General features: G+C 68.9%; 14 protein-coding genes. 11 read left to right on the top strand and 3 right to left on the bottom strand.

What is annotated here, in order from left to right:
* Positions 1-66 precede the first annotated feature (66 nt).
* Genes argC through argH form a run of 6 tightly spaced genes read left to right on the top strand, consistent with a single transcriptional unit; the run spans position 67 to position 6,745 of the window.
* Entirely contained in the window at positions 67-1,119 is a 1,053-nt protein-coding gene (argC, locus tag E0W80_RS11390) for an N-acetyl-gamma-glutamyl-phosphate reductase (protein WP_131492609.1), read from the top strand.
* Positions 1,116-2,273 (top strand): bifunctional glutamate N-acetyltransferase/amino-acid acetyltransferase ArgJ, encoded by a 1,158-nt coding sequence (gene argJ, locus E0W80_RS11385; RefSeq protein WP_131492608.1) that lies wholly within the window; start codon positions 1,116-1,118, stop codon positions 2,271-2,273. The genes argC and argJ overlap by 4 nt, the downstream gene beginning before the upstream one ends.
* Complete coding sequence (argB, locus tag E0W80_RS11380; protein ID WP_131492606.1) at positions 2,270-3,187, top strand: acetylglutamate kinase; 918 nt, start codon at positions 2,270-2,272, stop codon at positions 3,185-3,187. Before argJ ends, argB begins: the two co-directional genes overlap by 4 nt.
* Complete coding sequence (locus tag E0W80_RS11375) at positions 3,184-4,389, top strand: acetylornithine transaminase (protein ID WP_131492604.1); 1,206 nt, start codon at positions 3,184-3,186, stop codon at positions 4,387-4,389. Before argB ends, E0W80_RS11375 begins: the two co-directional genes overlap by 4 nt.
* On the top strand, positions 4,386-5,315 hold the full coding sequence (argF, locus tag E0W80_RS11370; RefSeq protein WP_131492602.1) for an ornithine carbamoyltransferase: 930 nt from the start codon (positions 4,386-4,388) through the stop codon (positions 5,313-5,315). The genes E0W80_RS11375 and argF overlap by 4 nt, the downstream gene beginning before the upstream one ends.
* The gene (gene argH / locus E0W80_RS11365; RefSeq protein WP_131492600.1) at positions 5,315-6,745 is read left to right on the top strand and encodes an argininosuccinate lyase; all 1,431 of its coding nucleotides are present in this window, start codon (positions 5,315-5,317) and stop codon (positions 6,743-6,745) included. Before argF ends, argH begins: the two co-directional genes overlap by 1 nt.
* Before the next feature lie 30 nt (positions 6,746-6,775).
* Here argH and E0W80_RS11360 read toward each other — a convergent pair whose 3' ends face one another.
* Positions 6,776-7,372, bottom strand: a complete 597-nt coding sequence (locus E0W80_RS11360; RefSeq protein ID WP_047524348.1) for a DUF1349 domain-containing protein — start codon at positions 7,370-7,372, stop codon at positions 6,776-6,778.
* Between the two features lie 60 nt (positions 7,373-7,432).
* Here E0W80_RS11360 and E0W80_RS11355 point away from each other — a divergent pair, with 60 nt between their 5' ends.
* Both E0W80_RS11355 and E0W80_RS11350 read left to right on the top strand, forming a co-directional pair.
* Positions 7,433-8,077, top strand: a complete 645-nt coding sequence (locus tag E0W80_RS11355; protein ID WP_131492599.1) for a SatD family protein — start codon at positions 7,433-7,435, stop codon at positions 8,075-8,077.
* Positions 8,074-8,889 carry a hypothetical protein gene (locus E0W80_RS11350; RefSeq protein ID WP_131492597.1) on the top strand — a complete coding sequence of 272 codons (816 nt, stop codon included), beginning with the start codon at positions 8,074-8,076 and terminating at the stop codon, positions 8,887-8,889. Before E0W80_RS11355 ends, E0W80_RS11350 begins: the two co-directional genes overlap by 4 nt.
* A 5-nt stretch (positions 8,890-8,894) precedes the next feature.
* On the opposite strand, the gene E0W80_RS11345 is transcribed toward E0W80_RS11350, so the two are convergent.
* Positions 8,895-9,251: a MerR family transcriptional regulator gene (locus E0W80_RS11345; RefSeq protein ID WP_047524351.1), complete on the bottom strand. Its 357-nt coding sequence runs from the start codon at positions 9,249-9,251 to the stop codon at positions 8,895-8,897.
* A gap of 53 nt (positions 9,252-9,304) precedes the next feature.
* Here E0W80_RS11345 and E0W80_RS11340 point away from each other — a divergent pair, with 53 nt between their 5' ends.
* From E0W80_RS11340 to E0W80_RS11330, 3 genes are read left to right on the top strand one after another with little or no spacing between them, the layout of a single operon-like run.
* On the top strand, positions 9,305-10,258 hold the full coding sequence (locus tag E0W80_RS11340; protein ID WP_131492595.1) for an aldo/keto reductase: 954 nt from the start codon (positions 9,305-9,307) through the stop codon (positions 10,256-10,258).
* A 38-nt stretch (positions 10,259-10,296) separates the two neighbouring features.
* Positions 10,297-11,598, top strand: coding sequence for a tyrosine--tRNA ligase (gene tyrS, locus E0W80_RS11335; protein WP_194239266.1), 1,302 nt, complete (start codon positions 10,297-10,299; stop codon positions 11,596-11,598).
* Positions 11,599-11,607: 9 nt separating this feature from the next.
* Positions 11,608-12,402 carry a DUF4184 family protein gene (locus tag E0W80_RS11330; RefSeq protein ID WP_131492593.1) on the top strand — a complete coding sequence of 265 codons (795 nt, stop codon included), beginning with the start codon at positions 11,608-11,610 and terminating at the stop codon, positions 12,400-12,402.
* On the opposite strand, the gene E0W80_RS11325 is transcribed toward E0W80_RS11330, so the two are convergent.
* The gene (locus tag E0W80_RS11325; RefSeq protein ID WP_131492591.1) at positions 12,387-13,778 is read right to left on the bottom strand and encodes a CoA transferase; all 1,392 of its coding nucleotides are present in this window, start codon (positions 13,776-13,778) and stop codon (positions 12,387-12,389) included. The two genes, E0W80_RS11330 and E0W80_RS11325, sit on opposite strands and share 16 nt — an antisense overlap.
* Between the last annotated feature and the right edge of the window lie 459 nt (positions 13,779-14,237).

Below are 14,237 nucleotides of genomic sequence, written 5' to 3'. Positions count from 1 at the left end.
GTCGCCGCCTCCGGCCCCGCCCCTCGGTCCTCCTTTCGAGGAAGACCCGACCGTTAAGGTAGAAGCATGACGTATTCCGTCGCCGTCTCCGGCGCATCCGGCTACGCAGGCGGCGAGATCCTACGCCTCCTGGCAGACCATCCCGACATGGAGATCCGCACCGTCACGGCGCATTCGAACGCCGGGCAACCCCTCGTCGATCACCAGCCGCACCTGCGCTCCCTGGCGCACCTCACGCTGCAGGAGACCACACCGGACATCCTCTCCGGCCACGACATCGTCTTCCTGGCGCTCCCGCACGGACAGTCCGGTCAGTACACCGACGCGTTGGGTGACGCCCCGCTCGTGATCGACGCCGGAGCCGACCATCGGCTCACGTCGGCCGCGGCCTGGGACGCGTTCTACGGCGGTGCGTTCCATGAGGCGTGGACCTACGGCGTGCCGGAACTCCTGGTCGACGGCGTGAAGCAGCGCGAGCACCTCCGGGGTGCGACGCGCATCGCCGCTCCCGGCTGCAACGCCTCCACCGTGAGCCTCAGCCTCGCCCCGGGAGTGGCCGCCGGGGTCATCGACGCCTCCGACATCGTCTCGGTGCTGGCGGTCGGCCCGTCCGGTGCGGGGAAGAGCCTCAAGACGAATCTCCTGGCGAGCGAGATCCTCGGATCCGCGAACCCGTATGCCGTCGGTGGAACCCACCGGCACATTCCCGAGATCCGTCAGGCGCTCGCCGCAGCCTCGGGCGCAGACCCCGACGGCATCCGGATCTCCTTCACCCCGGTGCTGGTCCCGATGTCGCGCGGCATCCTCGCGACCTCGACGGCGCCGATCGCGTCCGGCGCGACCGATGCGCAGATCCGGGACGCCTGGCAGAGCGCGTACGGGGAGGAGACCTTCGTGCAGCTGCTCCCGGAAGGACGATTCCCGCGGACCGCCGACGTGATCGGCGCGAACACCGCACTGATCGGTCTCGCGATCGACCGTTCCGCCAACCGCGTCACCGTGGTCACCGCCGTCGACAACCTCGTCAAGGGCACCGCCGGCGCTGCCATCCAATCCATGAACATCGCGCTGGGACTGCCCGAGGCCCGCGCCCTCTCACTGAACGGAGTCGCGCCATGAGCGTCACCGCCCCCGCAGGATTCGAAGCGGCCGGTGTCGCCGCAGGACTCAAGTCGACAGGCAAGCCGGACGTGGCCGTCGTCGTCAACCGGGGACCGCGCAAGGTCGGCGCCGCCGTCTTCACCGGCAACCGTGCCAAGGCGAATCCGATCATCTGGTCGCAGCAGGCCGTGGCCGATCGCGTTGTCGAAGCCGTCGTGCTCAACTCCGGAGGGGCGAACTGCTTCACCGGCTCCTTCGGCTTCCAGACGACGCACCAGACCGCGGAGAAGGCAGCCGAACTCCTCGGGGTCAGCGCCGGCGACGTGCTGATCTGCTCCACGGGGCTCATCGGCACCGGAGACGAGACCTTCCGGGCGAGGGTGCTCGCCGGCACCGAGCAGGCGATCGCCGAGCTCAGCGCAGACGGCGGGGACGACGCCGCTCACGCGATCATGACCACGGACACGGTCGCGAAGACGGCGGTGATCAGCCGCGACGGCTGGACCATCGGCGGCATGGCCAAGGGGGCCGGGATGCTCGCGCCCGGACTCGCCACGATGCTCGTGGTGATCACGACCGATGCCGTCCTCGAACCGCTGCAGGCCGACGAGGCCCTGCGCCGAGCGACCGGGAAGACGTTCGACCGGCTCGATTCGGACGGGTGCATGTCGACCAACGATCAGGTCACGCTTCTCGCCAACGGTGCCTCGGAGGTCGCCCCGGACCTCGACGACTTCGCCGCCGCCCTCAGGGACCTGTGTCAGGAACTCGCGGTGAAACTGCAGGGTGACGCGGAAGGCGCGAGCCACGACATCACGATCGAGGTCCGGCAGGCGGTGTCCGAGCAGGACGCGGTCGAGGTCGGCCGGTCCGTGGCACGCAACAACCTCTTCAAGGCGGCGATCTTCGGCAACGACCCGAACTGGGGACGTGTGCTCGCCGCGATCGGCACCACGCACGCGCAGTTCGATCCCTATGACGTCGACGTCTGGATGAACGGCGTCCGCGTGTGCACCGAAGGCGGTCCCGACCGTCCGCGGGAAGAGGTCGACCTCACCCCGCGCGCCACCCACGTCGTGATCGATCTGAAGTCGGGCGAGGCCGCGGCCACGGTGCTCACCAACGACCTCACGCACGATTACGTGCACGAGAACAGCGCGTACGCCTCATGACCGACATCCAGGACACTCCGGCCGAGGTCGCCGCGCAGAAGGCCACGACCCTCATCGAGTCCCTCCCGTGGCTGAAGAAGTTCCGCGATCAGATCGTCGTCATCAAGTACGGCGGCAACGCGATGGTCTCGGAAGAGCTGCAGGACGCCTTCGCGCAGGACATCGCGTATCTCCGGTACGTCGGGGTGTTGCCGGTCGTCGTCCACGGCGGCGGTCCGCAGATCTCGAACATGCTGCAACGCCTCGAGATCCCGAGTGAGTTCAAGGGCGGCTACCGCGTCACCAACACCGAGGCGATCAGCGTCGTGCGCATGGTGCTCACCGGTCAGGTGAACCCGCAGCTCGTCTCCAAGATCAACTCCCACGGGCCGATCGCCACCGGGCTCAGCGGTGAGGACGCCGGTCTCTTCGGCGGACGCCGTCGCGGCGTCGTGATCGATGGAGAAGAGGTCGATCTCGGACGCGTCGGCGATGTCGTCGAAGTCGACCCGACCCCGGTGCACGACCACCTCGTGGCCGGGCGCATCCCCGTGGTCTCGAGCATCGCGCCCGACCTCGACCACCCCGGTCAGTCGCTGAACGTCAACGCGGATGCGGCGGCGGCGGCGCTGGCGGTTGCTCTGAACGCCCGCAAGCTCGTGATCCTCACCGACGTGCCCGGACTCTACGCCGATTGGCCGAACCGCGACTCGCTCGTCTCGCACCTCACATCGGAGGCCCTCATCGACATGCTTCCGACGCTCGAGTCGGGGATGATCCCGAAGATGCGCGCGTGTCTCGACGCGGTCGAGGGCGGCGTCGATGCCGCGGCGATCATCGACGGACGGGTGCCGCATTCGGTGCTCGTCGAACTCTTCACCAGCAAAGGAATCGGGACCGAAGTGGTCCTGGGAAGGAATGAGGTGACGGCATGACCGTCTGGCAGGACGATGCGGCACGCGATCTCGTGCTCAACGCGGGGGAGCGGCTCGCGCTGCTGGTCCGCGGCGAGGGTTCGTACCTGTGGGATGCCGACGGCCGACGCCACCTCGATTTCCTCGCGGGAATCGCGGTGACCTCCCTCGGGCATGCGCACCCGGCCTTCGTGGAGGCGGTGTCGGCCCAGGCGGCGACGCTCGCCCACGTGTCGAACTACTTCGCCACTCCGCCCCAGCTCGCCCTCGCCGCACGTCTCAAGCGCCTCGCTGGTGCCGGGATCGACGGACGCGTCTTCTTCTCGAACTCCGGTGCGGAAGCGAACGAAGCCGCGTTCAAGCTCGCCCGTCTGCACGGCGGCGTCGAACGGCCGCGCATCCTCGCGCTCGAGAACGGCTTCCACGGACGCACCATGGGCTCGCTCGCCCTGACGGCGAAGACCTCGATGCGCGCGCCCTTCGAGCCGATGCCGGGTGGTGTCGAGCACATTCCGGCCACGATCGAGGCGCTGCAGGCGGCGATGGATGATCGGGTGGCCGCCGTCATCGTCGAGCCCATCCAGGGCGAGGCCGGTGTGGTGGAGCTGCCAGAGGGCTACCTCGCCGCTGCACGCTCGCTGACCCTCGCGCACGGCGCGCTGCTGATCGTCGACGAGATCCAGACCGGTGCCGGCCGCACGGGTGCATGGTTCGGATTCAGTCATGAGGGCATCACGCCCGACGCGATCACCCTGGCCAAGGGCATCGGTGGTGGCTTCCCGATCGGTGCTCTGGTCACCTACGGTTCCGCCAGCGCGCTCTTCACGCCGGGGTCCCACGGCTCCACCTTCGGGGGGAACCCGCTCGCGACTGCGGTCGCCGACGCGGTGCTCGCCGAGATCGAGAGTGCCGGGCTGGTCGAGAACGCCGCCCGCCGGGGCGCCGAGCTGCGTGAGTTCCTGCTCGGCATGGACTCCCCGCTCGTCGACGGCGTGCGCGGACGCGGTCTGCTGATCGGCGTGGCGCTGTCCGCGCCGGTGGCCGGAGCCGTGGTCGCCGCCGCTCAGGAGCGCGGCCTCATCGTCAACGCCGCCAATCCGGAGACGGTCCGCATCGCGCCCGCCCTCACGATCGGTGACGCCGAGCTCGCAGAGTTCCGTGAGTTGTTCACCGCTGCCCTCGCCGACGTACAGGCTTCCCTCTCCGGAAAGGTATCCGCATGACCCGCCACCTGCTGCGTGACGACGACCTGACGCCCGCCGAGCAGGCCGAGATCCTCGACCTCGCCCTCGAACTGAAGAAGGACCGCTGGGCGGACAAGAGTCTTGCGGGGCCGCAGACCGTCGCGGTGATCTTCGACAAGTCCTCGACGCGCACCCGGGTGTCGTTCGCGGTGGGCATCGCCGACCTCGGTGGCTCGCCGCTCATCATCTCCACCGCCAGCAGTCAGCTCGGGGGCAAGGAGACACCGTCCGACACCGCACGCGTGCTGGAGCGCCAGGTCGCCGCGATCGTCTGGCGCACCTACGCGCAGTCCGGACTCGAGGAGATGGCCGCCGGAACGCGCGTGCCGGTGATCAATGCGCTCTCCGACGACTTCCACCCCTGCCAGTTGCTCGCTGATCTGCTGACGATTCGTGAGCACAAGGGCGAGTTGAAGGGTCTCACGCTCACGTTCTTCGGTGATGGGCAGAGCAACATGGCGCATTCCTACGCCCTCGCCGGCGTGACGGCGGGGATGCACGTGCGCATCGCGTCGCCCGAGGACTATGCGCCGCGCGCCGACGTCATCGAGGCAGCCGACCGCCGTGCGGCCGAGACCGGCGGATCGATCACGCTGTACACCGACGCGGTCGAGGCCGCCGCCGGGGCCGACGTGGTCGTGACCGACACCTGGGTCTCGATGGGCAAGGAGGAGGAGAAGATCGCGCGCATCCGTGACCTCGGCGGCTACAAGGTCACCCCCGAGACGATGACGCTCGCCGACCCGGAGGCGATCTTCATCCACTGCCTCCCGGCGGACCGCGGCTACGAGGTCGATTCCTCGGTCATCGACGGACCGCAGAGCGTCGTCTGGGATGAAGCAGAGAACCGGCTGCATGCGCAGAAGGCGCTTCTCGTGTGGCTGCTCGGCAAGAAGGACGCGTGATGACCGACTCGACGCATGAAGGCACCAACGAGGGGGCGCTCTGGGGTGCACGTTTCGCCACCGGGCCCTCGCCCGAGCTGGTCGAGCTCAGCCGTTCCACACATTTCGACTGGATCCTCGCTCCGTACGACATCGCCGGCTCGCATGCCCATGCGACCGCGCTCGAGGCCGCGGGATACCTCGAACCCGACGAGGCGCGACGGATGCACGAGGGGCTGGATGCCGTGGCTCGCCGTGTCGCAGACGGTTCCCTCCGCCCGGTGCCGACCGACGAGGATGTGCACGGTGCGCTCGAGCAGGCACTGATCGCCGAGCTGGGACCGGAGCTGGGCGGGCGTCTGCGCGCAGGTCGCAGCCGCAACGACCAGATCGCGACGCTCGTGCGCATGTATCTGATCGACCACGCCCGGGTCATCGCGCGAGACATCCTGCGCGTCGTCGACGCACTGGTCGCCCAGGCGGAGGCGCACCCGACGGCGATCCTCCCCGGGCGCACCCATCTGCAGCACGCACAGCCCGTCCTGCTCGCCCACCACCTGCAGGCGCACGGGTGGCCGCTGGTTCGGGAGCTGGAGCGGCTCGTGGATTGGCGTCGCCGCGCCGGTGTCTCGCCCTACGGCGGGGGAGCGCTGGCGGGTTCCACGCTCGGTCTCGATCCCGTGCTCGTGGCGACGGAGCTGGGCCTCGACCGTCCGGCCGAGAACTCGCTCGACGGCACTGCCGCTCGTGACGTCGTCGCCGAATTCGCCTTCATCACGGCGATGACCGGTGTCGATCTCTCGCGCCTCTCCGAGGAGATCATCCTCTGGAACACCCGCGAGTTCGGCTTCGTCACCCTCGATGACGGGTACTCGACCGGTTCCAGCATCATGCCGCAGAAGAAGAACCCCGACATCGCCGAGCTCGCCCGGGGCAAGTCCGGCCGTCTCATCGGCAACCTGTCGGGACTGCTGGCCACGTTGAAGGGCCTCCCGCTCGCGTACAACCGCGATCTGCAGGAGGACAAGGAGCCGGTCTTCGATTCGGTGCAGACGCTGGAGGTCGTGCTCCCCGCGTTCGCCGGCATGATCGCGACGCTCCGCTTCGATACCGCGCGGATGGCGGAACTCGCACCGCAGGGCTTCTCGCTCGCGACCGACGTCGCCGAGTGGCTCGTGAAGCGCCGGGTGCCCTTCCGCGACGCCCATGAGATCTCGGGTGCGCTCGTGCGCGCGTGCGAGGAGCAGGGGATCGGACTGGAGGACGCTTCCGATGAGCTGCTGCTCTCGGTGTCCCCGCATCTCGTGCCCGAGGTGCGTGAGGTCCTCACGATCGAGGGTTCGGTCGGGTCGCGGACCGGCGTCGGCGGCACCGCTCCGGAGCGGGTCGCCGAGCAGCGCGCCGAGCTCATCGCTCGCGCGCAGGCGGCCGCCCACGCCCTCGGCCTCTAGCCGACGGCGGGGCCGCCGGCCCGCAGCGGATCAGTGGAGGTCGGTGTCTGCCGACGACCGTTCCCACCGGGTGAACCGGACCGTGAGTCCGCTGCGCGTGGGCGCGGCGAGGAACGGTCCGGCGGATGCCGTCGCCGTGCCGTCGAACGGGGCGACCCGAACGAGACGCCACGGTCCGTCATCGGCGCGGGCGCGCACGATCACGGAGTCCGCCCAGCGGCTGACGCGTACCGTGATCTCGCTCTCGAGCCACTCATCGACGTGACCGACCGACCAGTCGGAGCCCCCGGCGGTGACCACGGCGCCGAGTCCGAGGTGGTCGTCGGCGTACTCCAGGCCGGTCTTGATCCAGTGCTCGTCGTCGATCCGCACGAAGACACCCGCCTGGTCGAACTGTCCGTCCCAGGGCGCGCGGAACGACACCTCCATCGCCTCGCCGACCGCGAGGGGTGCGAGCAGGGCGTGCTCGGTGTCGTGCACGAAGCCGTAGGCGGTGTGCCGCCAGGCGTCGCTGCCCTCCACGGCGGTGATGTCGAGGGGAGCCGAGCCGTCGGGGAGACCGGAGGGGGAGGCGGGGGCGGTGGTCCATGTTCCGTGGGACCAGGGGATGATGTGCGATTCAGGCATGTTCGCAGAATATAGCCAAATAGAGAATAAGTCGAGAGTTATGCGTGTTATGGTTATGCCATGGTCATCGCGGTACTCGCAGACATCGTGGGCTCTCGCCGGCTCGACGATCGCACCGCCGCGCAGCACGTCCTCGACGACACCATAGCCAGGGTCGAGGTCGACTTCCCGCTGGCCGCGCAGCCGCTCACGCCCACCGTAGGAGACGAGCAACAGGGTGTCTACCTCGATCTGAGCGACGCGATGGTGTCGGTCCTGATGATCCAGCTGCGGCTGCCGGACGGTATCGCCTTCCGGTTCGGGATCGGGGTGGGGGAGGTGCGTCCGGTCGAATCCGTCCATCGCGAGCTCGCGGACGGACCCGGCTGGTACGCGGCCCGCGCCGCGATCGAGACCGTGCATGAGCGCGAGGGTCGCGCCGTGCCGCGCACGCGGTCCTGGATTGTCGGAGCCCCGGGGCAGGATGAGGTCATGGAGAGCACGATCGCCGCATCGAACGCCTACCTCCTCGTCCGCGACGAGCTGGTTGGCGCGATGAGCGAGCGGGAACGGCGACTCGCCTACGGCCGTCTGCTCGGTCGATCGCAGCAGGAGCTCGCGGCCGAGGAAGGGATCACGCAGCCCAGCGTCTCGAAGTCGCTGCGCACCGCGGGCACGGCCGCGCTCATCGAGGGAGTGGCCGCGCTTCGAGGGGACCGCGCATGATCGTCGCCGGCTTCATCCTGCTGGCGGTCGGCGCCGCCGACCTGGTGCGTCAATTCGCCCCGCGCCGGTGGATCGGCTACCTCACCGTCACTGTGGTCCTGCTCCTGCTCGGCAGCGTCAGCGACGCGCTTCTCCCCATGGCGCTCGCGCTGGTGGTCGGAGCGCTCTGGGTGTGGAGCATGCCCACCGAGCGCCCCGCCCCTCTGAGGTTCTGGCCCGCCGTCCTGCTCGCGGTCGTGAGCGTCGGTGCCGTCGTCGGGCTCGGTGCTCGTCCAGACGCCGGCATGGTCGGCGTGGTCTGGCGCCTCCGGTCACCGTTCGGAGAAGTCCCCTTCGATCTTGCTCTGCTGGCACTGGGTGCCGGGGTGTTCCTCCTGGAATCCGCGAACCTCGTGGTCCGTGCGGCGCTCGACGGGGAGCACACCTGGCGCCCGGCAGACCCGGCCGCGACGCCGGTGACAGCGGTCGCCGACACCGCCGCCGCCGCAGAAGCCGCCGCCGCCAGTGAAACTGCCGCCGCCACGCAGACAGATGCTGAGGTGGCGTCAGCACCCCGCGATCCTCGCGGCGGATTCAAGGGCGGACGACTGATCGGACCGCTGGAGCGCATCCTCGTCCTGATCCTCACTCTCGCTGCGGCGTATCCGATCCTCGCCGCGATGCTCGCCGCGAAGGGCATCGTCCGATTCCCGGAGATCTCCCGAGACGGCGAAACCGGTGCTCGGGCGGAGTACTTCCTCGTCGGCAGCCTCGTCAGCTGGGTGATCGCCCTCGGCGCCGCTTTCCTGGTCTGGTGGGCGGCGCACAGCTGACGGAGTCAGTTCGACGACCGGTACCAGTCCAGCTTCTCCTGGAGACGCCGCTGCTGCGCGAGAACGTCGGCGAGTTGCTTCTCGACTGTCGCGGCGTGCTCTTCGAGAAGAGCTATCCGCTCCGGAACGGTGTCGTCGCGCTGGCAGAGCTGGCCGTAGCGACGCAGGCGTTCCACCGGCATACCGGTCTCCCGGAGGCACTTGAGGAATTCCAGGAGTCCGAGCTCGGTATCGGTGTACGCGCGATGGCCGCCGGCCGTGCGAGACACCGCGGGCAGGATGCCCTCGCGTTCGTAGTAGCGCAGTGTGTCGATGCTGAAACCGGAGCGTGCCGCAGCCTCCGCCGGCGTGTACGTGGTCATGGTCCGAGCATAGAGCTTGACCTGGAGCGCACTCCAGGTTGCAGAGTGAGGTCATGACCACTCGGAACACCCCTGTATCCCCGCTCGTCCTGGGAGCGATGTCCTTCGGCACACTCGTCGATGAGGAGACCTCGTTCGCTCTGCTCGACCGCTTCGTCGAGCGCGGAGGAGTCTGGATCGACACCGCCGACTGCTACAGCTTCTGGGTGAGCGACACGGGGCAGGGCGGAGCGTCCGAGGAGGTGCTCGGACGGTGGCTCGCGGCGCGACCACATGCACGGCAGCAGATCCGCATCTCGACCAAGGTCGGCGCCGAGCCCCTGTGGCCGGGGTCGTGGCCCGAGCACCGGGCCGGGCTCTCTCCGCGTGCGATCCGCGCTGCCGTCGAGGGGAGCCTCGAGCGTTTGGGCATCGACCGGATCGATCTGCTCTGGCTCCACCAGGAGGACCGGACGGTGGCGATCGAGGAGACCGTGGATGCTCTCGCGGCGCTCACCGCCGACGCCACCGTGAGCCGCGTCGGCGCCTCGAACCACCCGGCCTGGCGCATCGAGCGTGCCCGTGCGCACGCGAAGTCCCTCGGAAGCACCCCCATCGACGCGCTCCAGCTGAACAGCACGTACCTGCGCACGCGCCCGGGCACGCTTCCGCCCGGGGTGGCCCATCCCTTCGGCGTGCTGAGCGACGAGCAGCGGGACTTCGCGGTGGCGAACGGGATCGAGATCTGGGCCTACACCCCGCTGCTCTCCGGCGCCTACGACAACCCCGCGAAGCCCGTGCCCGAGGTGTATGAGCACCCGGGAACCGCACGTCGGCTCGCCGCGCTGGATGAGGTCTCCGACGCACGGGGTCTCGGACGGGGTCAGATCGTGCTGGCATGGCAGCTCGCGCGGGGCATCCGCCCGATCCTCGGTGGCAGCAAGCTCGACCAGCTGGAGGTCGCGATGGACGCCGCCGCGATCGCCCTGTCCGTCGACGAGATCGCTCTCCTCGACGGACCGCTGTGAGGCGATTCGCCCCTGCCCGCGCTGATAGCCTGGAGCGCGTGTCAACTGCTGATCTGACGACCGCACCCCAGGCGATCGACCCCACGTTCGAGAACGTGTGGGACGAGCTCGTGTGGCGTGGCCTGGTCCATGTGTCCACCGACCAGGAGGCGCTGCGCGCCCTTCTCGCGGGGGACCCGATCACGTATTACTGCGGTTTCGACCCGACGGCACCCAGCCTGCACCTCGGCAATCTCGTGCAGCTGCTGACGCTGCGTCGCATCCAGCTCGCCGGACACAAGCCGCTCGGGCTCGTCGGCGGATCGACCGGACTCATCGGCGACCCCCGCCCCACGGCGGAGCGCACCCTGAACACGCGGGAGACCGTCGAGGAGTGGGTCGGGCGCCTGCGGACGCAGGTCGAGCGCTACCTCAGCTTCGAGGGGGAAAACGCGGCTCGCATCGTCAACAACCTGGACTGGACCGCGCCGCTGAGTGCGATCGATTTCCTGCGCGAGATCGGCAAGTACTTCCGCGTCGGCACGATGTTGAAGAAGGATGCGGTCGCCGCGCGCCTCAACTCCGACGAAGGCATCAGCTACACCGAGTTCAGTTACCAGATCCTTCAGGGGATGGACTTCCTCGAGCTGTACCGCCAGTACGACTGCGTACTGCAGACGGGTGGATCCGACCAGTGGGGCAACCTCACCAGCGGCACCGACTTGATCCGGCGCGCCGAAGGTGTCTCCGTGCATGCGATCGGCACCCCGCTGATCACGAACAGCGATGGGACCAAGTTCGGCAAGAGCGAAGGGAACGCCATCTGGCTCGATGCCGCGATGTGCAGCCCGTACCGCATGTACCAGTTCTGGCTCAGCACGGCGGACAGTGACGTCATCGACAGGCTCAAGGTCTTCACGTTCCTCGGCAGGGCCGAGATCGAGGAGTACGCCGCGCTCGTCGAGACGGAGCCGTTCCGTCGCGCCGCTCAGAAGCGTCTCGCGCTCGAGGTGGTCGCGACCGTGCACGGCATCGATGCGACCGCAGCTGTGATCGCCGCATCCGAGGCACTGTTCGGGCAGGGGGACCTGACTGCGCTCGATGCCGGCACGCTCCGCACCGCGCTCGAGGAACTCCCGAATGCCACGGTCGCCGCGGATACCCCGGTGACTGAAGCGCTGGTGGCGACCGGACTCGTGGCGAGCCTTTCCGAGGCTCGGCGCGCGATCGGCCAGGGTGGCGTGACGCTGGACGGCGAACGCGTGGAAGATGAGGCCGCCACCGTCCGGGGGACGCTCCCCGGAGGCGTGTCGGTGCTGCGTCGCGGCAAGAAGACCCTCGCCGGCGTCTTCATCGGCTGATCCAGACGGATGCCGTTCACTCCCAGCCACGCGCTCGTCGCGCTGCCGTTCGTGCGGACGCCCCTGGTGCCCGCGGCGATCGCGATCGGTGCGATGACCCCGGATCTTCCGCTGTTCGTGCGGGGCGTCGGACTGAACTACACCTTCACCCACACGTTCGGGAACGTGCTGTGGACGGCGCTGCTCGCGTTCGTCCTGTTCCTGGTGTGGCGTGTGCTGCTGCGCCCCGCGGTACCCGAGCTCGCTCCGCTCTGGCTGGCCCGCCGACTTCCCCGTGAGTGGAGTGAGGGTGGGGCTGCCGCGGCGGGACGAGCCGTCGGGGTGGGGGAGAAGCGCTCGTATCCGGTCCTTCTCGCGGTGTCGTTCCTGATCGGTGTGCTCTCACACATCGTGTGGGACCTGTTCACGCATGAGGGCCGATGGGGTGTGCAGCAGATCCCCGCTCTCGATGAGATGTGGGGCCCGCTTCCTGGGTTCAAGTGGCTTCAGCACGGATCGAGCCTGATCGGTCTCGCGATCATCGGGATCTGGGCGCTGCTCTGGCTCCGTCGTCGTGTGCCGCGGCTGGACACCGCGCAATCGATCCCGCACGGGGTCCGCCTGGCGTGGTGGGTGTCGCTGCCGGTCATCCTGGTCGGAGCCTGGGCGGTGGGTCTCGCCGTGTTCGGTCCGCTCGATGCGGAGTTCACGGTTCAGCACCTCGCTTACCGTGTGCTGCCTCCGGCGTGTGCGCTCTGGGGCGTGATCACCGTGGTGCTCTGCGTCGTGCTCGCGGTGCGCGGGCGTCGTCACCAGCGGGCCTGATCCGACCCCCAGGGGTGGGGAGCGTCGAACTCGAATCCTGGCAGGGCCGGACGAGCGGTCGTGAGGCTCGTGTCTCCGAGGACGAAGCGGGCGACGTGAGGATCGACGGCGAAGCCGCGTGCCGCGTTCGGCTGCCGACGTCGAGGCATCTGGAGGAGTTCTGTGGCGACCCGGCGCAGCGATGTCCGAACGACCCACGAGCCATCCGGGCGTGGAGGACGCTGTCGAAGCAGCGTCGTCACCGCGGCCGCGAGGAGGTAGCCGGCGCTGTGATCGAGGGCCTGCACGGGGAGTGCTCCCGGGCGGTCGCCATCGGGTGATTCGATGAGCGCGATGCCGGACTCGGCTTGGACCAGGCTGTCGAATCCAGCCCGATCCGGATGCTCCGTGCCCCAGGCGCTGAGCTGGGCGACCACCAGCCCGGAGTGGCGGCGGGCGAGCTCCTCCGGATTCAGCCCGAGCCGATCGAGCGCGGCCGGACGGTATCCGAGGACGACGGCATCGGCCCGCTCGATCAGCTCCTCCAGTTGCAGGTCACGCGCATCCAGCACCGCGGACCGCTTGCCGTGTCCCGTGTCGAGATGCTGCCATTCCGGTTCGGGCAGCTGCGGTGGATCGATCCGCAGGACATCGGCACCGAGCAGCGCGAGTGTCCGCGTGCACACGGGGCCGGCGATCACCCTCGTCAGGTCGAGTATGCGCATTCCCTGGAGGGGACGGTGCTCTGAACGGGCATCGGCCGGTGTCGAGCGCGACAAGGGGGAGGGCGACACTGCCTCCACGCGGTTGATCTCGAGCAGCGGGCGCGCACCGAGGAGCCGGTCGGTCGCGGGGGCCTCCGCCATCACCCGAACGGCCAGGCCTCCTGCGGCCGTGATGGCGGCGACCGCCGGTGCGCTCTGTTGCTCCGCGAGCACGTCGCGAACCGCCTCGGCACCTGCCCCTTCTTGCAGGCCGAGACCTGCGCGCAGGCCGGCGGCGTGATGGGGGTAGTTCCCGTGGGTGCGGATCCAGCCGTCGGAGGTTCGCCAGAACCCGGAGTACGGCGACCACACCGGCGGAGCGGCGCCGTCGAGGGTGAGCACACGGTCGCTTCCGTACGCGACGGCGACCCGCGCGGGGTCGAGGTCCTCGGGTGAGCGACCGGCGGCGACCATCACGGCGCTGACACTGGCCCAGGCGAGAGCGGCCGTGTCCAGCCGTGAGGAGAGCGGGACGACAGGGCGCGCCGCAGACGACCGGTCAGTGACCGCGATCCCGAGCTCACCGAGCACACGCTCGAACAGCTCACCGCCGTCACGCGAGCCCCGACGATCGTCGTCATCCGCATGTGCGTGCGCCGTCTCGAGGAGCGGCTCATCCGGGGGCGTGGACATGGCGCGATCGTACTCCGCCGCACCTGACGCAGCCGAAACGTCCCCTGATCCGGTGGAAACCCGACGGGCGAGGCGTCGACACGCCCGGGCGGTGGCCCTCGATTTGCCAGAACCCGGGAACCCACGTAACTTATTACTTGTTCGCCCCACAGGGACGCGGAGGAGCCGAGAGCTTCACCCCCCTCAAGCGGAGAACGAATCCCTTCCACTCTCTCTTGAGAGATCTGGCGCTTGCGTCTAGGATAGGGAATCCACCCTTCTGCGGCTGTCAACAGCTGCGCTGCGGATCACTGATCTGCACGGCGCGCCGATTTGACAAGCGGGATGGGGTGGGTAAGATAGAGAAGTTGCCCTGCGGGCCTGGTTGTGATGACTGGGTCGTGGGAGCATCCGATCCTTGAGAACTCAACAGCGTGCACTTGTCAAATGCCAAATTATCCTCGTCTAGCTTCGGCTGGG

The organism is Microbacterium sp. PI-1 (assembly GCF_004337555.1).
GTDB classification, from domain to species: domain Bacteria; phylum Actinomycetota; class Actinomycetes; order Actinomycetales; family Microbacteriaceae; genus Microbacterium; species Microbacterium aurugineum.
Note: the sequence above shows the minus strand (reverse complement) of the source record. Positions and strands in the feature narration are given on the sequence as shown.

Excerpts from the sequence above, each read along its gene's own strand:
- E0W80_RS11330 (WP_131492593.1), top strand. The coding sequence starts at position 11,608 with ATGCCGTTCACTCCCAGCCACGCGCTCGTCGCGCTGCCGTTCGTGCGG.
- E0W80_RS11360 (WP_047524348.1), bottom strand. The coding sequence starts at position 7,372 with ATGCCTGAATCGCACATCATCCCCTGGTCCCACGGAACATGGACCACC.
- argB (WP_131492606.1), top strand. The coding sequence starts at position 2,270 with ATGACCGACATCCAGGACACTCCGGCCGAGGTCGCCGCGCAGAAGGCC.
- E0W80_RS11355 (WP_131492599.1), top strand. The coding sequence starts at position 7,433 with ATGGTCATCGCGGTACTCGCAGACATCGTGGGCTCTCGCCGGCTCGAC.
- argJ (WP_131492608.1), top strand. The coding sequence starts at position 1,116 with ATGAGCGTCACCGCCCCCGCAGGATTCGAAGCGGCCGGTGTCGCCGCA.
- E0W80_RS11375 (WP_131492604.1), top strand. The coding sequence starts at position 3,184 with ATGACCGTCTGGCAGGACGATGCGGCACGCGATCTCGTGCTCAACGCG.
- E0W80_RS11325 (WP_131492591.1), bottom strand. The coding sequence starts at position 13,778 with ATGTCCACGCCCCCGGATGAGCCGCTCCTCGAGACGGCGCACGCACAT.
- argH (WP_131492600.1), top strand. The coding sequence starts at position 5,315 with ATGACCGACTCGACGCATGAAGGCACCAACGAGGGGGCGCTCTGGGGT.
- argF (WP_131492602.1), top strand. The coding sequence starts at position 4,386 with ATGACCCGCCACCTGCTGCGTGACGACGACCTGACGCCCGCCGAGCAG.
- E0W80_RS11350 (WP_131492597.1), top strand. The coding sequence starts at position 8,074 with ATGATCGTCGCCGGCTTCATCCTGCTGGCGGTCGGCGCCGCCGACCTG.
- E0W80_RS11340 (WP_131492595.1), top strand. The coding sequence starts at position 9,305 with ATGACCACTCGGAACACCCCTGTATCCCCGCTCGTCCTGGGAGCGATG.
- E0W80_RS11345 (WP_047524351.1), bottom strand. The coding sequence starts at position 9,251 with ATGACCACGTACACGCCGGCGGAGGCTGCGGCACGCTCCGGTTTCAGC.
- argC (WP_131492609.1), top strand. The coding sequence starts at position 67 with ATGACGTATTCCGTCGCCGTCTCCGGCGCATCCGGCTACGCAGGCGGC.